Annotated in this window: 12 protein-coding genes and 2 pseudogenes; 7 read left to right on the top strand and 7 right to left on the bottom strand. The window is 58.2% G+C overall.

Annotated elements, in window-relative coordinates; all coding sequences use genetic code 11:
• Positions 1–196 precede the first annotated feature (196 nt).
• Complete coding sequence (locus PSES9_RS0111795; RefSeq protein WP_010487160.1) at positions 197–1,210, top strand: zinc-dependent alcohol dehydrogenase family protein; 1,014 nt, start codon at positions 197–199, stop codon at positions 1,208–1,210.
• Positions 1,211–1,544: 334 nt separating this feature from the next.
• Positions 1,545–1,973: an organic hydroperoxide resistance protein gene (locus tag PSES9_RS0111790; protein ID WP_010487159.1), complete on the top strand. Its 429-nt coding sequence runs from the start codon at positions 1,545–1,547 to the stop codon at positions 1,971–1,973.
• Positions 1,974–2,488: 515 nt separating this feature from the next.
• On the opposite strand, the pseudogene PSES9_RS25310 reads toward PSES9_RS0111790, so the two are convergent.
• Positions 2,489–2,662 (bottom strand): annotated as a pseudogene (locus tag PSES9_RS25310) (integrase); the annotation flags it as partial.
• Positions 2,663–3,140: 478 nt separating this feature from the next.
• Between PSES9_RS25310 and PSES9_RS0111785 the strand changes: the two are divergent.
• From PSES9_RS0111785 to PSES9_RS23435, 5 genes and pseudogenes are all read left to right on the top strand, one after another.
• Positions 3,141–4,640, top strand: coding sequence for an aldehyde dehydrogenase family protein (locus PSES9_RS0111785; RefSeq protein ID WP_010487157.1), 1,500 nt, complete (start codon positions 3,141–3,143; stop codon positions 4,638–4,640).
• Between the two features lie 62 nt (positions 4,641–4,702).
• The gene (locus tag PSES9_RS0111780; RefSeq protein WP_010487155.1) at positions 4,703–5,827 is read left to right on the top strand and encodes an alkene reductase; all 1,125 of its coding nucleotides are present in this window, start codon (positions 4,703–4,705) and stop codon (positions 5,825–5,827) included.
• A 66-nt stretch (positions 5,828–5,893) separates the two neighbouring features.
• Complete coding sequence (locus PSES9_RS0111775) at positions 5,894–6,877, top strand: LLM class oxidoreductase (RefSeq protein WP_010487153.1); 984 nt, start codon at positions 5,894–5,896, stop codon at positions 6,875–6,877.
• Between the two features lie 138 nt (positions 6,878–7,015).
• Positions 7,016–7,321, top strand: a complete 306-nt coding sequence (locus tag PSES9_RS0111770; protein ID WP_010487150.1) for an ArsR/SmtB family transcription factor — start codon at positions 7,016–7,018, stop codon at positions 7,319–7,321.
• Between the two features lie 283 nt (positions 7,322–7,604).
• A pseudogene (locus tag PSES9_RS23435) lies at positions 7,605–8,204 on the top strand (nucleotidyltransferase family protein).
• On the opposite strand, the gene PSES9_RS0111760 reads toward PSES9_RS23435, so the two are convergent.
• From PSES9_RS0111760 to PSES9_RS0111735, 6 genes are read right to left on the bottom strand one after another with little or no spacing between them, the layout of a single operon-like run.
• Positions 8,182–9,150: a GTP 3',8-cyclase MoaA gene (locus PSES9_RS0111760; RefSeq protein WP_010487148.1), complete on the bottom strand. Its 969-nt coding sequence runs from the start codon at positions 9,148–9,150 to the stop codon at positions 8,182–8,184. The pseudogene PSES9_RS23435 and the gene PSES9_RS0111760 sit on opposite strands and share 23 nt — an antisense overlap.
• On the bottom strand, positions 9,147–9,485 hold the full coding sequence (locus PSES9_RS0111755; RefSeq protein WP_010487146.1) for a putative quinol monooxygenase: 339 nt from the start codon (positions 9,483–9,485) through the stop codon (positions 9,147–9,149). Before PSES9_RS0111755 ends, PSES9_RS0111760 begins: the two co-directional genes overlap by 4 nt.
• Before the next feature lie 28 nt (positions 9,486–9,513).
• On the bottom strand, positions 9,514–10,722 hold the full coding sequence (locus PSES9_RS0111750) for an XdhC family protein (protein ID WP_010487145.1): 1,209 nt from the start codon (positions 10,720–10,722) through the stop codon (positions 9,514–9,516).
• 13 nt (positions 10,723–10,735) lie between these two features.
• Positions 10,736–11,956, bottom strand: a complete 1,221-nt coding sequence (locus PSES9_RS0111745; protein WP_010487144.1) for a cytochrome c — start codon at positions 11,954–11,956, stop codon at positions 10,736–10,738.
• Positions 11,957–11,966: 10 nt separating this feature from the next.
• Complete coding sequence (locus PSES9_RS0111740; RefSeq protein WP_010487143.1) at positions 11,967–14,159, bottom strand: xanthine dehydrogenase family protein molybdopterin-binding subunit; 2,193 nt, start codon at positions 14,157–14,159, stop codon at positions 11,967–11,969.
• Between the two features lies 1 nt (position 14,160).
• Positions 14,161–14,622 (bottom strand): (2Fe-2S)-binding protein, encoded by a 462-nt coding sequence (locus PSES9_RS0111735; RefSeq protein ID WP_010487142.1) that lies wholly within the window; start codon positions 14,620–14,622, stop codon positions 14,161–14,163.
• Positions 14,623–14,646: the final 24 nt, after the last annotated feature.

Below are 14,646 nucleotides of genomic sequence, written 5' to 3'. Positions count from 1 at the left end.
TCGAGAAGTAGGCTGCAGGGTCCGGATATAAGCGTATCTGCAGGCACTTAAAACAGCATATTGACATATGTAGATATTACAAATAATCTAGATTCGAAAACCACCTCAGACTCCCCTAGAGGTGCTCCATGAAAAACTCTGCTAAGCGATTGTCAGAACTTCATTGCAATAAAATTTATGAAAAAGGTGCAACGATATGAAAGCGATTGTTTTACGCGCCCCCGGTGGCTTGGACCGTCTGGAACTGCATAACCTTCCTGATCCTGGTCAGCCAGGATCAGGCCAGATCCGCGTTGCACTGCATGCGTCTTCACTTAACTTCCACGATCTACTAGTCGCGAATGGAAGCATTGATACAGCCGATAGACGCATCCTCATGTCCGACGGCGCTGGCGTAGTCGAAGCTGTTGGTGAAGCAGTTAGCGAATTTAAGGTTGGCGATCACGTAGTTTCCTGCTTCTTTCCACAATGGCAGGATGGATTACCTTTCGCCGCCGTCGGAAACTTCCGGGGAACGCCAGGTGACGGCATCGATGGCTACGCCACCGAGTACACGGTACGACCGGCCAGTTATTTCACACTGGCTCCTCAGGGTTGGTCTCATGCTGAAGCCTCAACGATCACAACTGCAGGGCTTACAGCGTGGCGCGCGCTGGTGACTGATGGCCAGCTCAAAGCGGGCGCATCCGTACTCATACTTGGTACTGGAGGCGTCTCAGTGGCTGCCATCCAAATAGCCAAAGCTATGGGAGCACGTGTAATCAACACATCCTCCTCTGATAAAAAACTCGAACGAACACGACTCCTTGGCGTAGATGAGCTAATCAACTATCGGCAAACCCCTGAGTGGGGCGAGAAGGTTTTAGCACTAACAGGTGGGCACGGTGTTGATCACGTAGTTGAAGTCGGCGGCCCTGGCACTCTCGCACAATCGATAAAATCTGTTCGTGTTGGAGGTCATATTGCTTTGATCGGTGTACTAACCGGACGAGAAGGTGAAGTTCCAACTATGGAGCTCATGGCAAAGCAAGCGCGCATTCAGGGGCTGATTGTAGGAAGTCGTCGCCTACAACAGGAGTACATAACAGCGCTGGAGCAAAATAATATTCGTCCGATTATCGACCAGAGTTTCAAATTAGAACAACTGGCAGATGCTTTCCGCTTCCAAGAAAGCGGCAACCACTTCGGAAAAATCGTCATAGAATGGTAGTAAAACCTACTAAAGCTATCTCTTGATAGAGTTGCTGATCAACTCTTCTAAAATTTGGCCAGCCACATTATTAGCACAAATCAATTCCATATATAAATCCGTCCAAATAATATCAACATGCAGTACCTATAGGCGTCCTGACGTAATCATGTATTTTTGGCTAATTTAATCCTTCGCAGATTTTAAAGTGGAAAATTATTTGATTGCGACCAGAGCACTTATATCCTTCTTTTAGTTACAAAAATATATTTGCGTTAAGCGCCGCCCTGCTACGAAGCCTAACCGATCACCTGACACTGCAACGACTTAAAAACCAACCCTAGAGGATTTCCCAATGTCGATTCAAACCGTTGTTTACCGTGCCTATGCCGAAACCTTCGGTGGCCGTGACGGCCATACTGTCTCCTCCGATGGCGCGCTCGATGTCGCCCTAGCTACTCCGAAAGAACTCGGAGGTGCCGGCGGCAAAGGCACCAACCCAGAGCAGCTGTTTGCGGCGGGCTACTCGGCCTGCTTTATCGGCGCAATGAAGTTCGTTGCCGGTCGCGACAAGCTGGCTATGCCTGCAGACGCATCGGTTGAAGGAGTCATCGGCATCGGTGCTATCCCTGACGGTTTTGGCATCGAAGCTGAACTGCGCATCCGCTTGCCAGGCATGGACCGCGAGCAAGCACTGACTTTGATCGACCGCGCACACATAGTATGCCCTTATTCAAACGCTACTCGCGGCAATATCGACGTCACCCTGACGCTGATCGACTAGCCACTACTCACTCGGCCGCTGCCAGCCAGCGGCACGTCCAAGGGGGCTGAGCATTAACTTCAAACTCCCATTGTCGATCGACGTACTCGCCCCTGCCATCAACAGACCTTCGCTGTGACATCTCCGGGAGGTCAAGATTGAAGTGTCCGAAATCAAGGTAGCTGCCCAAGGGCTTCCAAGGCTGCAGCTCCTTCTTATACCGGACTCACTACAGGCCTAAAATTAGATGTGCTGATCAAAACGTGAGCGCTCTAATGTCGGTTCCTGGCCCAGGCTGTGTAAAAACGCGAGCACCCACCGCTTTGAGGGCTGCGTTGCCAAGTAAAATCTGTCTGTCCTTGGCTGGCCCGCAGACACAAAAAATTGCGTAGAAACGCAATTTCCTCCCAGATTGTGACAGTTACACCTGTTCTAAAACGTTTTAACACAGCCTGGTCCGGTAGCTACATTTTGTGGCCGGGCAATCGACAGAGTTCAACGACGAAGCCAGTTATGAGTGCCTGCCTTCGCAGGCACTCCAGCTTCGTATGACCGAGCAGTAGTTGAACCGCCTGCAGGCTCTTCGCCCGGCGATAGATCAGTTATGCCTTCGTACGTTTCATTGTGTGAGCGCCATACATTTCTGGATCAAGGCCAATAGCTTTCAACCAGCCCTCGACGGTACAAGCGTATTGACGAGTGGATAGGTGGTACATACACAGCGGTCAATCAGACCAATAAACTGACGCCAAACATGGCTATCCCCATCGTGCAGACGGTTGAGTAGCTCAGAGAGGACACGGGGTCTATCCGAACGCCCTAGCTGAATTGAGCGAAAAGTACTTGGAGCACATACCGGATGTGCGAGTGGCCATTTATCAGCCTGAAGTCTCATGCATTATTCTCCGAGACGAACACACCATGCTTAGAATTTCATCTGCGGCCGGCGATGCGTTCGCTAGTCACGAATACAGCTTCGAAGAGAAGCACTGGGCACACGACTAAGCGAATGGACTACATAGGCGCGCCTGGCGCGAAGCACGGCGCGTTCCCGGCTGATCCAGAAGTGAGCTGCAAGGGTGCGGAGATATGCATAAGTGCCGGAATACAAAGCTGCATATTGACATATGTGAATATTACGAATAGCCTGGATTCGTAAACCACCCTAGGCACCTCAGGAGGTACCCCATGAAAGATTCCAGCGATACCCATCCGAATCACCTTCCCGACAGCTGCTACGGCCTGTTTATCGACAACCAGTGGGTTACGGCCGAACACGGTGAAACCCTCGACATTATCAACCCCGCCAACGGAAAAATTCTCACCAACATTCCAAACGCCACAGCTGCCGACGTCGACCGCGCTGTGCAGGCCGCACAGCGCGCCTTCGTGACCTGGCGTACCACCTCACCAGCGGAACGCGCCAATGCGCTGTTGAAGATCGCCGACCTACTGGAAGCCGATGCCGATCGGTTCGCGGTTCTGGAAACCCTTGATGTAGGCAAACCCATTCGTGAAAGTCGCTCCGTCGACATCCCACTGGCGATTGATCACTTCCGCTACTTCGCTGGCGTAATCCGCAGCCAATCGGATGAGGCGGTCATGCTGGATGAGCAAACACTCAGCATCGCTCTCAGTGAACCCCTCGGCGTCGTGGGCCAAGTGATTCCGTGGAACTTCCCGCTTCTTATGGCCGCCTGGAAGATCGCTCCAGCCATCGCGGCGGGTAACACCGTAGTTATCAAACCTTCTGAGCTGACCCCGGTAACCATCCTTGAACTAGCGAAGATCTTCGCCAAGGTACTTCCGGCCGGCGTGGTCAACATCGTCACAGGCTTAGGCACCACAGTTGGACAGGCGTTACTGGATCATCCGGACCTACGCAAGCTTGCCTTCACCGGCTCGACGCGTGTCGGCGAACTCGTCGCCAATGCGGCAGCGAAGAAAATAATTCCCGCCACCCTTGAACTGGGCGGCAAGTCGGCCAACATCGTTTTCCCCGATGCGAACTGGGACAAGGCCGTGGAAGGCGCAGTCCTCCCCCTCCTTTGGAAACAAGGCCAAGTCTGCGAATCCGGCGCTCGGCTGGTTGTTCACGAATCCATCTACGAGCGATTCCTGGCTGAGCTCAAGCATAAGTTCGAAGCTGTGCGTGTGGGTGACCCATTGAACCCGGACACCATGATGGGCGCACAGGTCAGCAAGACCCAGATGGAACGGATCCTCGGCTACGTCGATATCGCCAAAGAGGAAGGTGCCGAGGTACTGATCGGCGGCGGTCGTCTTACAGGTGCCGATTACGATGCCGGCTTCTTCATCCAGCCAACGATTCTGGTCGGTGTTCGCAACGATATGCGCGTCGCCTACGAGGAAATTTTCGGCCCAGTTCTGTGCGTCATTCCTTTCAAGGATGAAGCGGAGGTCATCGCCATGGCCAACGACTCCGAGTACGGCCTAGCGGGTGCAGTCTGGACCCAAGACATCAACCGGGCGTTGCGTGTGGCACGCGCGGTGGAAACCGGACGTATGTGGGTAAATACCTACCATGAGATCCCTGCCCACGCCCCCTTTGGTGGCTATAAGAAATCTGGCCTGGGACGGGAAACTCACAAGTCAATGCTGGAAGCCTACAGCCAGAAGAAGAACATCTACGTCAGCCTCAACGAAGCACCGCTCGGGCTCTTCTGACCTCGTTGATCCATGTTTTTCAGCTTACAACATCGAATATTTTAGATATGCAGGTAAATGAAATGACACAATCAGAACTTTTCAAACCCACTCAGCTGGGCCCATACACCCTCAAGAACCGTATCGTACTGCCGCCACTGACGCGTTCGCGCAGCTCCCAACCCGGCAACATTGCGAACGACCTAATGGCCACCTATTACCGTCAGCGCAGCGGTGCTGGCTTCATGGTGACCGAGGGCACCCAGATCGAACCCCGGGGACAGGGTTACGCCTGGACACCAGGCATTCATAGCCCAGAACAGATACAAGGCTGGCGTAAGGTCACCGACGCTGTTCACGCCGAAGGGGGGGTGATCTTTGCTCAACTTTGGCATGTAGGCCGCGTGTCGCACACATCGCTGCAGCCCGGTGGTGAAGCGCCCGTCGCGCCATCAGCCATCCGCGCGGACAACGTCAAGGTGTTCATCGAAACTGGCCCCGGCACGGGTGCACTGGCCGACCCATCGACCCCACGTGCCCTGTCCACCAAGGAGGTAAAGGAACTGGTTAAGCTCTACGCCCAAGCAGCCCGAAATGCCTTGGACGCAGGTTTTGACGGGGTGGAGCTTCACTGCGCGAACGGGTACCTGGTAAACCAGTTCATTTCGGCCCATACCAACCAGCGTGATGATGAATATGGCGGCTCGCTGCAGAACCGTCTTCGCTTCCTGCGCGAAATCACCCTGGCCGTTGCTGGTGTCGTCGGCAAGGAGCGCATGGGCGTTCGCTTCGCCCCGCTGTTCGCGACCACAGACGAAGACCGCGTATACCTAGGTCTGGTCGAAGAAGATCCGCACCAAACCTACATCGAGGCCGTGAAGATCCTCGAGGAAGTGGGCATTGCCTACCTGTCGCTCGCCGAAGCCGATTGGGAAAACGCCCCCGAGCTGCCTGAGACGTTCCGGGAAGATGTTCGTAAGTCCTTCAGCGGCAAGATTCTCTATGCCGGCAAGTACACCGCTGAACGAGGAAATCGCGTGATAAAAGCTGGCTGGGGCGACCTGATCGCTTTTGGTCGCCCCTTCATTGCGAACCCCGACCTGCCCGCTCGTATCGCCAACAACTGGCCGCTTAACCCAGTTGATCCAAGCAGCATGTACGGCGGTACCGATAAGGGCTACACCGACTACCCGACTTACAAATCCTAAACGCTCAATGCCACGCCCCATAACTCAGGGGCGTGGCTCAGCGTTTGCTGACCGAGGAAGTTAAGCATGTACCAACCGAGCACGATCCCCTACCAAGAGCATAGGGGATTCAAACGAACCTTCAGGCAGGGTCATCTAAGCCTTGGGCTGTTCTTTCCCCTAGAGGCTTTCGAAGGTGATACACCGAGCATGCTAGATCAGGTAGCGCTGGCCAAACGTGCAGAGGCGCTTGGTTTTTCGGCGCTCTGGTTTCGCGACGTCCCACTCAGGGACCCAAGCTTCGGCGATGTCGGCCAGGTTTTCGACCCTTGGGTGTACATGGGATATATGGCCGCCCATACAACAAAAATCGCATTAGGCACGGCCTCCATCGCCCTTACACTGCGTAATCCCCTGCACACGGCAAAGGCCGCAGCAAGCATTGATCAGTTGAGCGGAGGTCGCTTGCTCCTGGGAGTAGCCTCTGGCGATCGTCCCGTGGAGTTTCCCGCATTCAGCATCGATCCCGAAAAGCGTGGCGAGACCTTTCAAGAAAACTGCGAGGTGATACGTCAAGCTCATCGAACACACTTCGAGCCCATTCGCTGGAGTGGAGGCGAGTTGTTGGGGGCCGATCTCATTCCCAAACCCACGACCCGTGAAATACCGCTATTCGTAACCGGACACAGCCGCCAGTCGCTCGATTGGATCGCGCGCGAAAGCCATGGATGGATCAACTATCCACGCCCACCGAAAATACAGCGACTGATCGTGGAGGATTGGCGACAGGAAATATTGAAACAGTGTGGTCCCACCAACAAGCCGTTCTTGCAGTCGCTTTATATCGACCTTGACGAACACCCGTCCACGCCGCCCTCGCATATCCATCTTGGATTCCGCCTGGGACGTGACCATCTTCGGGCCTTACTGGATACGCTTGAGGAAATCGGTGTGGACCACGTCATCCTGAACCTCAAGTACGGTAAACGCCCCGCAGCAGAGGTTATCGAGGAACTTGGCAAGCACATCATCCCGCACTTCGACACACAGACGCCCGATAGCCCGACCTGATAGGGCAATAGGATTTCAGTCCAGAGCAGCCAGTCTTTTTGACAGGCGGGCGCGCAGAGGTCACGGAGACGCCTTCCAATTTTCTACGCGAACTAGGAAAATATCTAAATATCGCAAAAAACAGGTATAGAAAAATCTATGACCATTGATGTCAACGAAGCCCTTAAAGCATTGGCGAACCCGATGCGCCTAGCCATCCTTAATTGGCTCAAGGATCCCAGGACAAACTTTCCCGAGCAGGAGGTAGATCCAGAGACGGTAGGTGTGTGCGTCAGTATCATCCAGGAACGCACGGGCCTCTCGCAGTCAACGACATCGCTTTATCTCGCAGCTCTACAGCGCGCGCAATTGGTGACATCGCAGCGGATCGGCCCCTGGACCTACTACAAACGCCACGATGAGAATATCGATGCCTTCTTCAAGGCGCTGCAAGAAAGAATCTAGGGCTGCACACCCTTGTATTTCTGACTGATTTCAGTCTTTGCCGATGTCAAAAACAGCAATCTGACCAAATAACGATCAGATCATCCGAAGCTTCGAGTGATCGAACAGCATTACCAGTGATGCGGTGCGCGGAAAAAACGCTCCTATAGCAAAACTGCCACTTGACAACGCTGAAACCAGGGGCTGTACACGCAAAAGACAGCACACTCCAGAGAGGGACGCGAAGCCCTTCAAGTGCTCTTCTACGGCCAACCTTCTTTAGGGGGCAACATAGATTTTCAACATGACAGAACCGCGCCGCAACCCTGAGTGTATTGGCCTGGTACTCGCCGCCGGCACCGGGCAGCGCTTCGGCAGCGACAAACGCTGCGCCAAGCTGGCCGACGGCAACAGCCTGCTACGCGCAACAGTGCTGCGCACGCAAGAAGCCTTCAGCGATGTTCGAGTCGTGCTAAAAGCCGAGGACGATGCCCAGGCCCTGGCTATACCGCCTGGCGTTCAGCTGGTACGTGCGGCCCACGCAAAAAAGGGCTTGGGCTAAAGCTTGGCTGCCGGCATCCAGAGCCTTGCACACTCGCAGGCCACTGCGGTGGCGGTGCTGCTTGGAATTATGCCGTGGATTTCGGCCGCCACCCTGCGGCAACTGCGAGCGCAGGCCGACGCTGAACATATCGTCGTGGCTTACTGCGAGGGTCAGCGCGGCCACCCGGTGTTGTTCGGCCGGCGCTTCTGGCCGGAGCTGATGCAACTGCAAGGCGAGAATGGGGCCAGGGGCTTGATCGCCAGCCATGCGCAAAAGGTGATTGCCGTGACGCTCGATGACCACGGCATTCTGCGGGACGTCGACAGGCCGGACGACCTCAGCCACCCACCGATTTCATAATCAGCGCGCTGCCGGTAAACGTAGCGTCCTGCTTGTCCGCCAGCGCACGGCCGAGCAACGCGGTGAGCTGCGGCTGTGCCTGCTCAGTCGGCAGATCCAACAGCGTGCCCATAAAGTGCCCGCGATTGGATGACAGACATCCGTATAAACTGCCGGTAGACGACAGGCGCAGACGGCTGCAGCTCCGGCAAAAGGGCGCGCTTTCGTTGGCAATGATGCCGAACGCCCCGCGCTCGCCAACGCTATAACGCAGCGCGGTGGAGTCTACCGGCGCCTCAGCCTGGGTGAAGGCATAACGCTCGCCGATAAGCTCCAGCAGCTCGCGCTGGCCGACGAACTGGGTACGAAAAGCCTCTGCATTCTGGGCCAGATGGCCCATGCGCATAAGTTCGATAAAACGCAATTCGTAGCCCTGCTGAAGGCAGAACGCCAACATGGGCAAAACTTGATCGAGGTTGCTACCACGCATCGGCACCATGTTGATCTTGATGCTCATGCCGGCTCGGCGCGCCTGCTCAATGCCGTTGAGCACCGTCTGCAGGTCGCCGCCCTTGGCGATCGTGCGGAAGGCACTCGGGTCGAGCGTATCGAGGGACACATTGAGCCGCTGGATGCCGGCGCTGCGCAATAACGGCAGTTTGCCGGCCAGCAACTGGCCATTGGTGGTCAGGCTAATGTCCTGCAACGCCAGCTTACCTACGCCCTGCAGAAAGGGCTCCAGCCGGTCACTCAGCAGCGGCTCGCCGCCGGTAATGCGCAGTTCCTCAACCCCGGCAACATCCCTGAGCAACTCGACGGCACGCAGCATCGACGCGGACGTCAGCTCATCGCGTGCGGCCACCAAGCGACGGCCATCGGCCACACAGTAGGTGCAGGCGTAATTGCATGCGGCAGTCAGACTCAGACGAAGTTTGCGAAAACGCCGACCATGTCGATCAACTATCACTCGACAACGCCCGTACGGGGATCAATGGCGGGGTCGATGTCCCCCGCCAGCGCTTCAAGCACATAAACCTGACGATCGCTTAGCAGCTCGCCCAAGGCATTGGCCATGGCCGTGTAATGTGGCATCTGCCGATGGCGCGCTATCGCCTCATGGCTGGCCCAGCGCTCGACGAAGACAAAACGCCCGGCCTGTTCAATACAGCGATTCAGGACGTAAGACAGGCAGCCGTCTTCGGCGCGCGATGGTTGCACACAGGCGCGCAGAATCTGCTCGACCTGCGACTCTTTGCCAGCCTTGGCTATCAGTATCGCTACAACGCGTATGGCTTGACTCATGCTGATGGGTTCCTCGGTTGATAAATTGTTAACGCTGCACGGCCACCAGCCGACAACCTTCTGCCGCAACATCCGTTTGATCCCGGCCAGCCATTAGCACAGGGTCGCTGTCATGGATGCTCGCAGATCTGAAGCGCAGGCTGCCGCCATTGCGGCCGTTGAGCACTGCCTGAATTTCCGCCAGCACCGCCATGGCCACGCTTTCCGGGGTGTCGCCACCCAGGTCCAGGCCGATCGGATAATGCAAACATTCCAGCCCCGGCAGCTCGTCCTGTGGTTTAGCCAATTGTTCGTGGATGCCGGCCAACAAGCGCTCGGTGCGCTCACGCGGCCCCAACTGCCCGACATAGCAGGGTTCACTGTGCAACATACCCTTTAGCCAATGCGCGTCTTGCACCAGGCTGTGGGTCATCACCGCCACCGCAGCCCCGCGCACCAGCTCGTGGTAATCGAAAGGCTGCTCTACATCGCCGACCAGCACCTGGTCAGCCTCGGCAAAACGCTCGGCCCGGGCAAAGTGCGCCCGGCCGTCGATCACCGTCACATGCCAACCCAACAGCTTGGCCATGCGCACCAGCGGCTGGGCATCATGGCCCGCGCCGAAGATCACCAGACGCCGCACCGGCGGCAAGTACTCCAGAAGCACTTCCACTTCGCCGAGACCATTCGGGTAGAGACCACGGGATGACTTGCCGCGCAGCAAGGTCTGCTGCAGGTCGGCGCTGATTTGCTCAACCAGCACCGAGCGCAGCAACTCGCCCGCGGCCTCCTGCCCAGGCATCAAGCACAAACACTCGCCTAAGCGTGGCGCAGCCGCGCCCGAGCTGGCGATTACCGTGGCGATGGCCGCAGGCTGCTGGCGGTCGCGCACGCTGAGCAAAGCATCGACCAAGGCGCAAGGGCCGGCCGGCAGGCGCTCGAACAGCACGTGAACCTTGCCGTTACAGCCCAGGCCGAAGCTCAGCGCTTCCTCGCTGGCGTCATCCGCCTCTGCGGTGCTGTAGCTGCGCAGCGCCGGCCCGGCTTCGGTCAGCCACCAAGCCTTTTTCGCCACTTCCGCCTCCAGGCAGCCGCCACTGATGGTGCCCTCGGGCCGGCCGAAGCGCGACACCAGCATGCGCGCACCGGGCCGCCGATACGCCGAACCTTCGACCTTGACTACAGTCGCAAGCACCGCTTCGCGGCCAGCCTCGCGCTCGGCCAGGAGCGCATCCAGCAATGTGTTCAGGCCCGACATGCAGAACCTCCGCTCAATGCAGGGACTCGGTCCGGCGCTTAGCCACAGCCGGCACCGAAACCTGCGCACCACTCTCGCCGAAACGCTGCAACATAAAGCTGCTCAACGCGGCCAACTCTTGATCGGTATAAATGTTGCCGAACGATGGCATACGCCGATTCACTGGGGCGTCGGCGGCGCCGTGGCCACTCAACAGAATGCCGAGCAAGTTGCTGGCGGCCGGATCGTTGACCGTCTTCAAGCCCAGCAGCATGGCCGTCTGGCTCTGGTTGCCCGTGCCGTCCCAGCGGTGGCAACTGGCGCAGGCTTCGGCGAACAGCTTGTTGCCGAGTGCGCTGCCGCTGCCCGGTTCTGCAAGCGTGACCTGCTGCGGGCGAGGCACGCCTTCACTGCGCGGTGGCGAGTCCTTGAGGAACACTGCAATCGCCTGACGGTCAGCGTCAGTCAGGTGGCGCAAGCTGTTTTCCACCACCTCCGCCATGGGCCCTGAAGACAAACCCAGGCCTGGCGCTGCGCCATCCTTCAAATAGCCAGCTAGCACGTCCGTGGGCCAGGCACCAATGCCGTGCACGGGGTCGGCACTGATGTTGTAGGCGTTCCAACCCTGGATCAGATTACCGGCCAGCGAGCGCTCGCTGCTGACAGCCTGAAACAGGTTGCGCGGTGAATGGCATTCGCCGCAGTGACCCGGCCCTTCGACGAGGTATTTGCCGCGATTCCACTCAGCAGAGCGCTGGCTGTCCGCCTGAAATGGCTCATCGTTAAGGAACAGCAAATTCCAGAAAACCATGCCCCAGCGCTGATTGAACGGGAAGCCGATGTGGTTTTCGCGCGGTGCTTGCTCGACCGGTTCCAGGCTATCGAGATAACCCTTGATCGCGAGGATGTCATCGCGCGACATCTTGCTGTAGGAGGTATAGGGAAACGCCGGGTAGTAGTGCTTGCCGTCACGGCCAATGCCGGTCTGCAGCGCACTGACGAACTCGTCATCGGTCCATGCACCGATGCCGGTTTGCGTGTCCGGGGTAATGTTGGGCGAAAACAGCGAGCCGAACGGCAGCTTGAACTCAACACCACCGGCGAAGGGTTGACCGCCAGACACGGTATGGCAAGCCACACAGTTGGCAGCGCGCGTCAGGTATTCGCCCTTAGCCAGCAAGTCCTCTTGCGCATAGGCCGCTTGCGCCAGCAGAGCCGCGCTGGCGAGCGTCAGTAGGTTGCTTATTAATTTCATCAAGTGCTCCTTAAACCGGGTAGTAGCCGAAGCGGCTCAGCGGCAGGCGACGGATGCGCTGACCCGAGGCGGCGAACAGGGCGTTGACCAGGGCCGGACCGATCAACGCAGTACCGGCCTCGCCGACGCCACCCGGCGCCTCCAAGCTAGGCAGCAGGTGCACCTCCACCGCCGGCGCTTCGCTGATGCGCAGCTGCCGGTAGTTGTGGAAGTTGGTCTGCTGCACCTGGCCGTTTTCGATGAGGATTTCGTTGAATAGCGAGGCGGACAGTCCGAACAGCGTGCCGCCCTCGATCTGCGCCTTAACCGAGGTCGGGTTAGTCGCAAAGCCGCAATCCACCACACTGACCAGCCGCTTGATGCGTATGCCCAAGTCGCCCTGCATCTCCAGTTCAACCAGGGTCGCCACATAGCTGCCGAACACCGCACTGACCGCCACACCACGGCCTTGCCCTGCGGGCAACGGCTTATTCCAGTCAGTCTTTTCGGCCAGCAAACGCAGCACCGCCTGAGCACGCGGCTGCTCCGCCATCAGTTCCAGGCGGTAGGCAACCGGGTCGGCCTTGGCGTTGTGCGCCAGCTCATCAATAAAACACTCCAGGGCATAGGTGCCGCGCAGCGGGCCCACGCCGCGCCACCAGGACACGGGCACAACGCTCGGCTCCTGGCGGATATAACGAACCTGCAAATGCGCCAGGCTGTAGATGGGGTCTACCGCCACTTCCACGGCATCACTATCCACGCCATTGGGCGGCAAGCTGCCGACATAACGGGCGAGAATCGAGGCGCCGGCGATGCGGTGCTCCCAACCCAGCGGCCGTCCCTGCTCGTCGAGGGCGGGCTGCATACGGTCGGCATACAGCGGCCGGTAAAGGTCGTGGGTCATGTCTTCCTCACGGCTCCAGATCAGCTTGATCGGGTAATCGGCCTGGCATGCGATGGCCACCGCTTGGGTGATGAAATCAAACTCCAGACGCCGGCCGAATGCGCCACCGATCAATTGGTTGTGCACCTGGATTTTTTCCACGGGCAACCCGGTGACTTGGGCGGCCGTCTGCTGGGCAAACACCGGTACTTGGGTGCCGACCCACAGCTCGCAGGCATCTTTGCGCACATGGGCCACACAACTCATGGGTTCAAGCGGCGAATGGGACAACAGCGCCTGCTCGTAAACCGCTTCGAACTGGCTGGCCGATTGCTGCTTGGCTTGCTCAATGTCGCCGCTGCGCTTGGCGACCACGCCATCACGGCTACTGGCGGCGAGCAGCTCCTGGTCCAACTGCGCTGAACCAATCGCGGCATGTGGGCCGAGGTCCCACTCGATCTTCAGCGCCCTGATGGCCTGCTGACAGGCCCAGAAGTTGCTCGCAGTGACGGCCACGGCATTGTCCAGGCGCACGATGTCGCGCACCCCAGGCACTCGTCGCGCCTGACTGTCATCAACGTTGAGCAGCCGCCCGCCATACACCGGACAGGTGATACTGGAGGCCACCAGCATGCCGGGGATTTGCAGGTCGATGGTAAAGTGCGCCTTGCCGTTGACCTTCGCAGGCGTATCCAGACGCTGCGCGGGGGTGCCCAGCAACTTGAACTGCTCGGGGGTTTTCAGCGGCACTGCGTCGGGCAATGGCAGCGTCGCAGCCGCCTCGACCAAGTCGCCATAGGCCGCCTGCAGGCCATTGGGGCCAAGCACCTGGCCGTTCTGCGCATGGCACAGGCTCGCCGCGACGCGCCATTGCAGAGCAGCCGCCTGGATCAACAGGATGCGCGCCGTAGCGCCCGCCCGACGCAGCGGCTCCCAGGGAACACGAGTAGAAGGCGAACCACCGGTGGCCTGAAACTGCATCAGGCTTTCGGTATACAGCGCCGAGTTCGGTGGCGCTTCCTGGATCACTACCTGATCCAGGGGCACTTCCAGCTCCTCGGCGACCATCATGGCAATACCGGTTTGCGCACCCTGGCCCATTTCAATTTTCGGCGAGATCACCGTGACCACGCCATCGGGGCCAACGCGGACAAAGGCACCGTAACCCTCCGCGGAGTGATCACCAAGCCGACCTGCCGCAGCCGCCTCGGCGGCTGCGCTTTTGGCCACCAGCGGCGGTAGCCAGGTACTCAACACCAAGCCACCGAGGGCGATACCGCTGCCCTGCAAGAGGCGGCGACGGGACATATCAACAGTCACTTCGTTAGGCTTTTTCATCTCACGCCTCCTCAACCTGGCCAACACTGTGAATGGCCGTGCGAATCCGGGTGTAGGTGGCGCAGCGGCACAGATTGCCCGCCATGGCGGCATCAATTGCCTGATCATCGGGCTTCGGCTGGCTCTGCAGCAGCGCCGTGGCGGCCATGATCTGCCCTGATTGGCAGTAACCGCATTGCACCACCTCATGCGCCAGCCATGCCTGCTGCACGGCTTGGCCCACGACCGTCTCACCGATGGCCTCAATGGTGGTGATCGCGCGGCCCGCCACGGCGGAAATCGGCGTCACGCACGAACGAATCGGCTGGCCATCGAGGTGCACGGTGCACACGCCGCACTGGGCAATGCCGCAGCCATACTTGGTTCCGGTTAGGCCCAGCACATCGCGCAGGACCCATAGCAGAGGCATATCGGGGGCAACGTCAACCTGCTGCGACTGTCCGTTGATGATTAACGTTTGCATGGTATTTCCTCTGCTTAAAGTGTT

It is taken from the genome of Pseudomonas sp. S9, assembly GCF_000222125.1.
Taxonomy (GTDB): Bacteria; Pseudomonadota; Gammaproteobacteria; order Pseudomonadales; family Pseudomonadaceae; genus Aquipseudomonas; species Aquipseudomonas segetis.
The sequence above is the reverse complement of the archived record's forward strand: the minus strand, read 5'-3'. Positions and strand labels throughout refer to the sequence as shown.

Bases quoted from the DNA above. Each gene is read 5' to 3' on its own strand.
- PSES9_RS0111795 (WP_010487160.1), top strand. From the start codon at position 197: ATGAAAGCGATTGTTTTACGCGCCCCCGGTGGCTTGGACCGTCTGGAA.
- PSES9_RS0111790 (WP_010487159.1), top strand. From the start codon at position 1,545: ATGTCGATTCAAACCGTTGTTTACCGTGCCTATGCCGAAACCTTCGGT.
- PSES9_RS0111785 (WP_010487157.1), top strand. From the start codon at position 3,141: ATGAAAGATTCCAGCGATACCCATCCGAATCACCTTCCCGACAGCTGC.
- PSES9_RS0111780 (WP_010487155.1), top strand. From the start codon at position 4,703: ATGACACAATCAGAACTTTTCAAACCCACTCAGCTGGGCCCATACACC.
- PSES9_RS0111775 (WP_010487153.1), top strand. From the start codon at position 5,894: ATGTACCAACCGAGCACGATCCCCTACCAAGAGCATAGGGGATTCAAA.
- PSES9_RS0111770 (WP_010487150.1), top strand. From the start codon at position 7,016: ATGACCATTGATGTCAACGAAGCCCTTAAAGCATTGGCGAACCCGATG.
- PSES9_RS0111755 (WP_010487146.1), bottom strand. From the start codon at position 9,485: ATGAGTCAAGCCATACGCGTTGTAGCGATACTGATAGCCAAGGCTGGC.
- PSES9_RS0111750 (WP_010487145.1), bottom strand. From the start codon at position 10,722: ATGTCGGGCCTGAACACATTGCTGGATGCGCTCCTGGCCGAGCGCGAG.
- PSES9_RS0111745 (WP_010487144.1), bottom strand. From the start codon at position 11,956: ATGAAATTAATAAGCAACCTACTGACGCTCGCCAGCGCGGCTCTGCTG.
- PSES9_RS0111740 (WP_010487143.1), bottom strand. From the start codon at position 14,159: ATGAAAAAGCCTAACGAAGTGACTGTTGATATGTCCCGTCGCCGCCTC.
- PSES9_RS0111735 (WP_010487142.1), bottom strand. From the start codon at position 14,622: ATGCAAACGTTAATCATCAACGGACAGTCGCAGCAGGTTGACGTTGCC.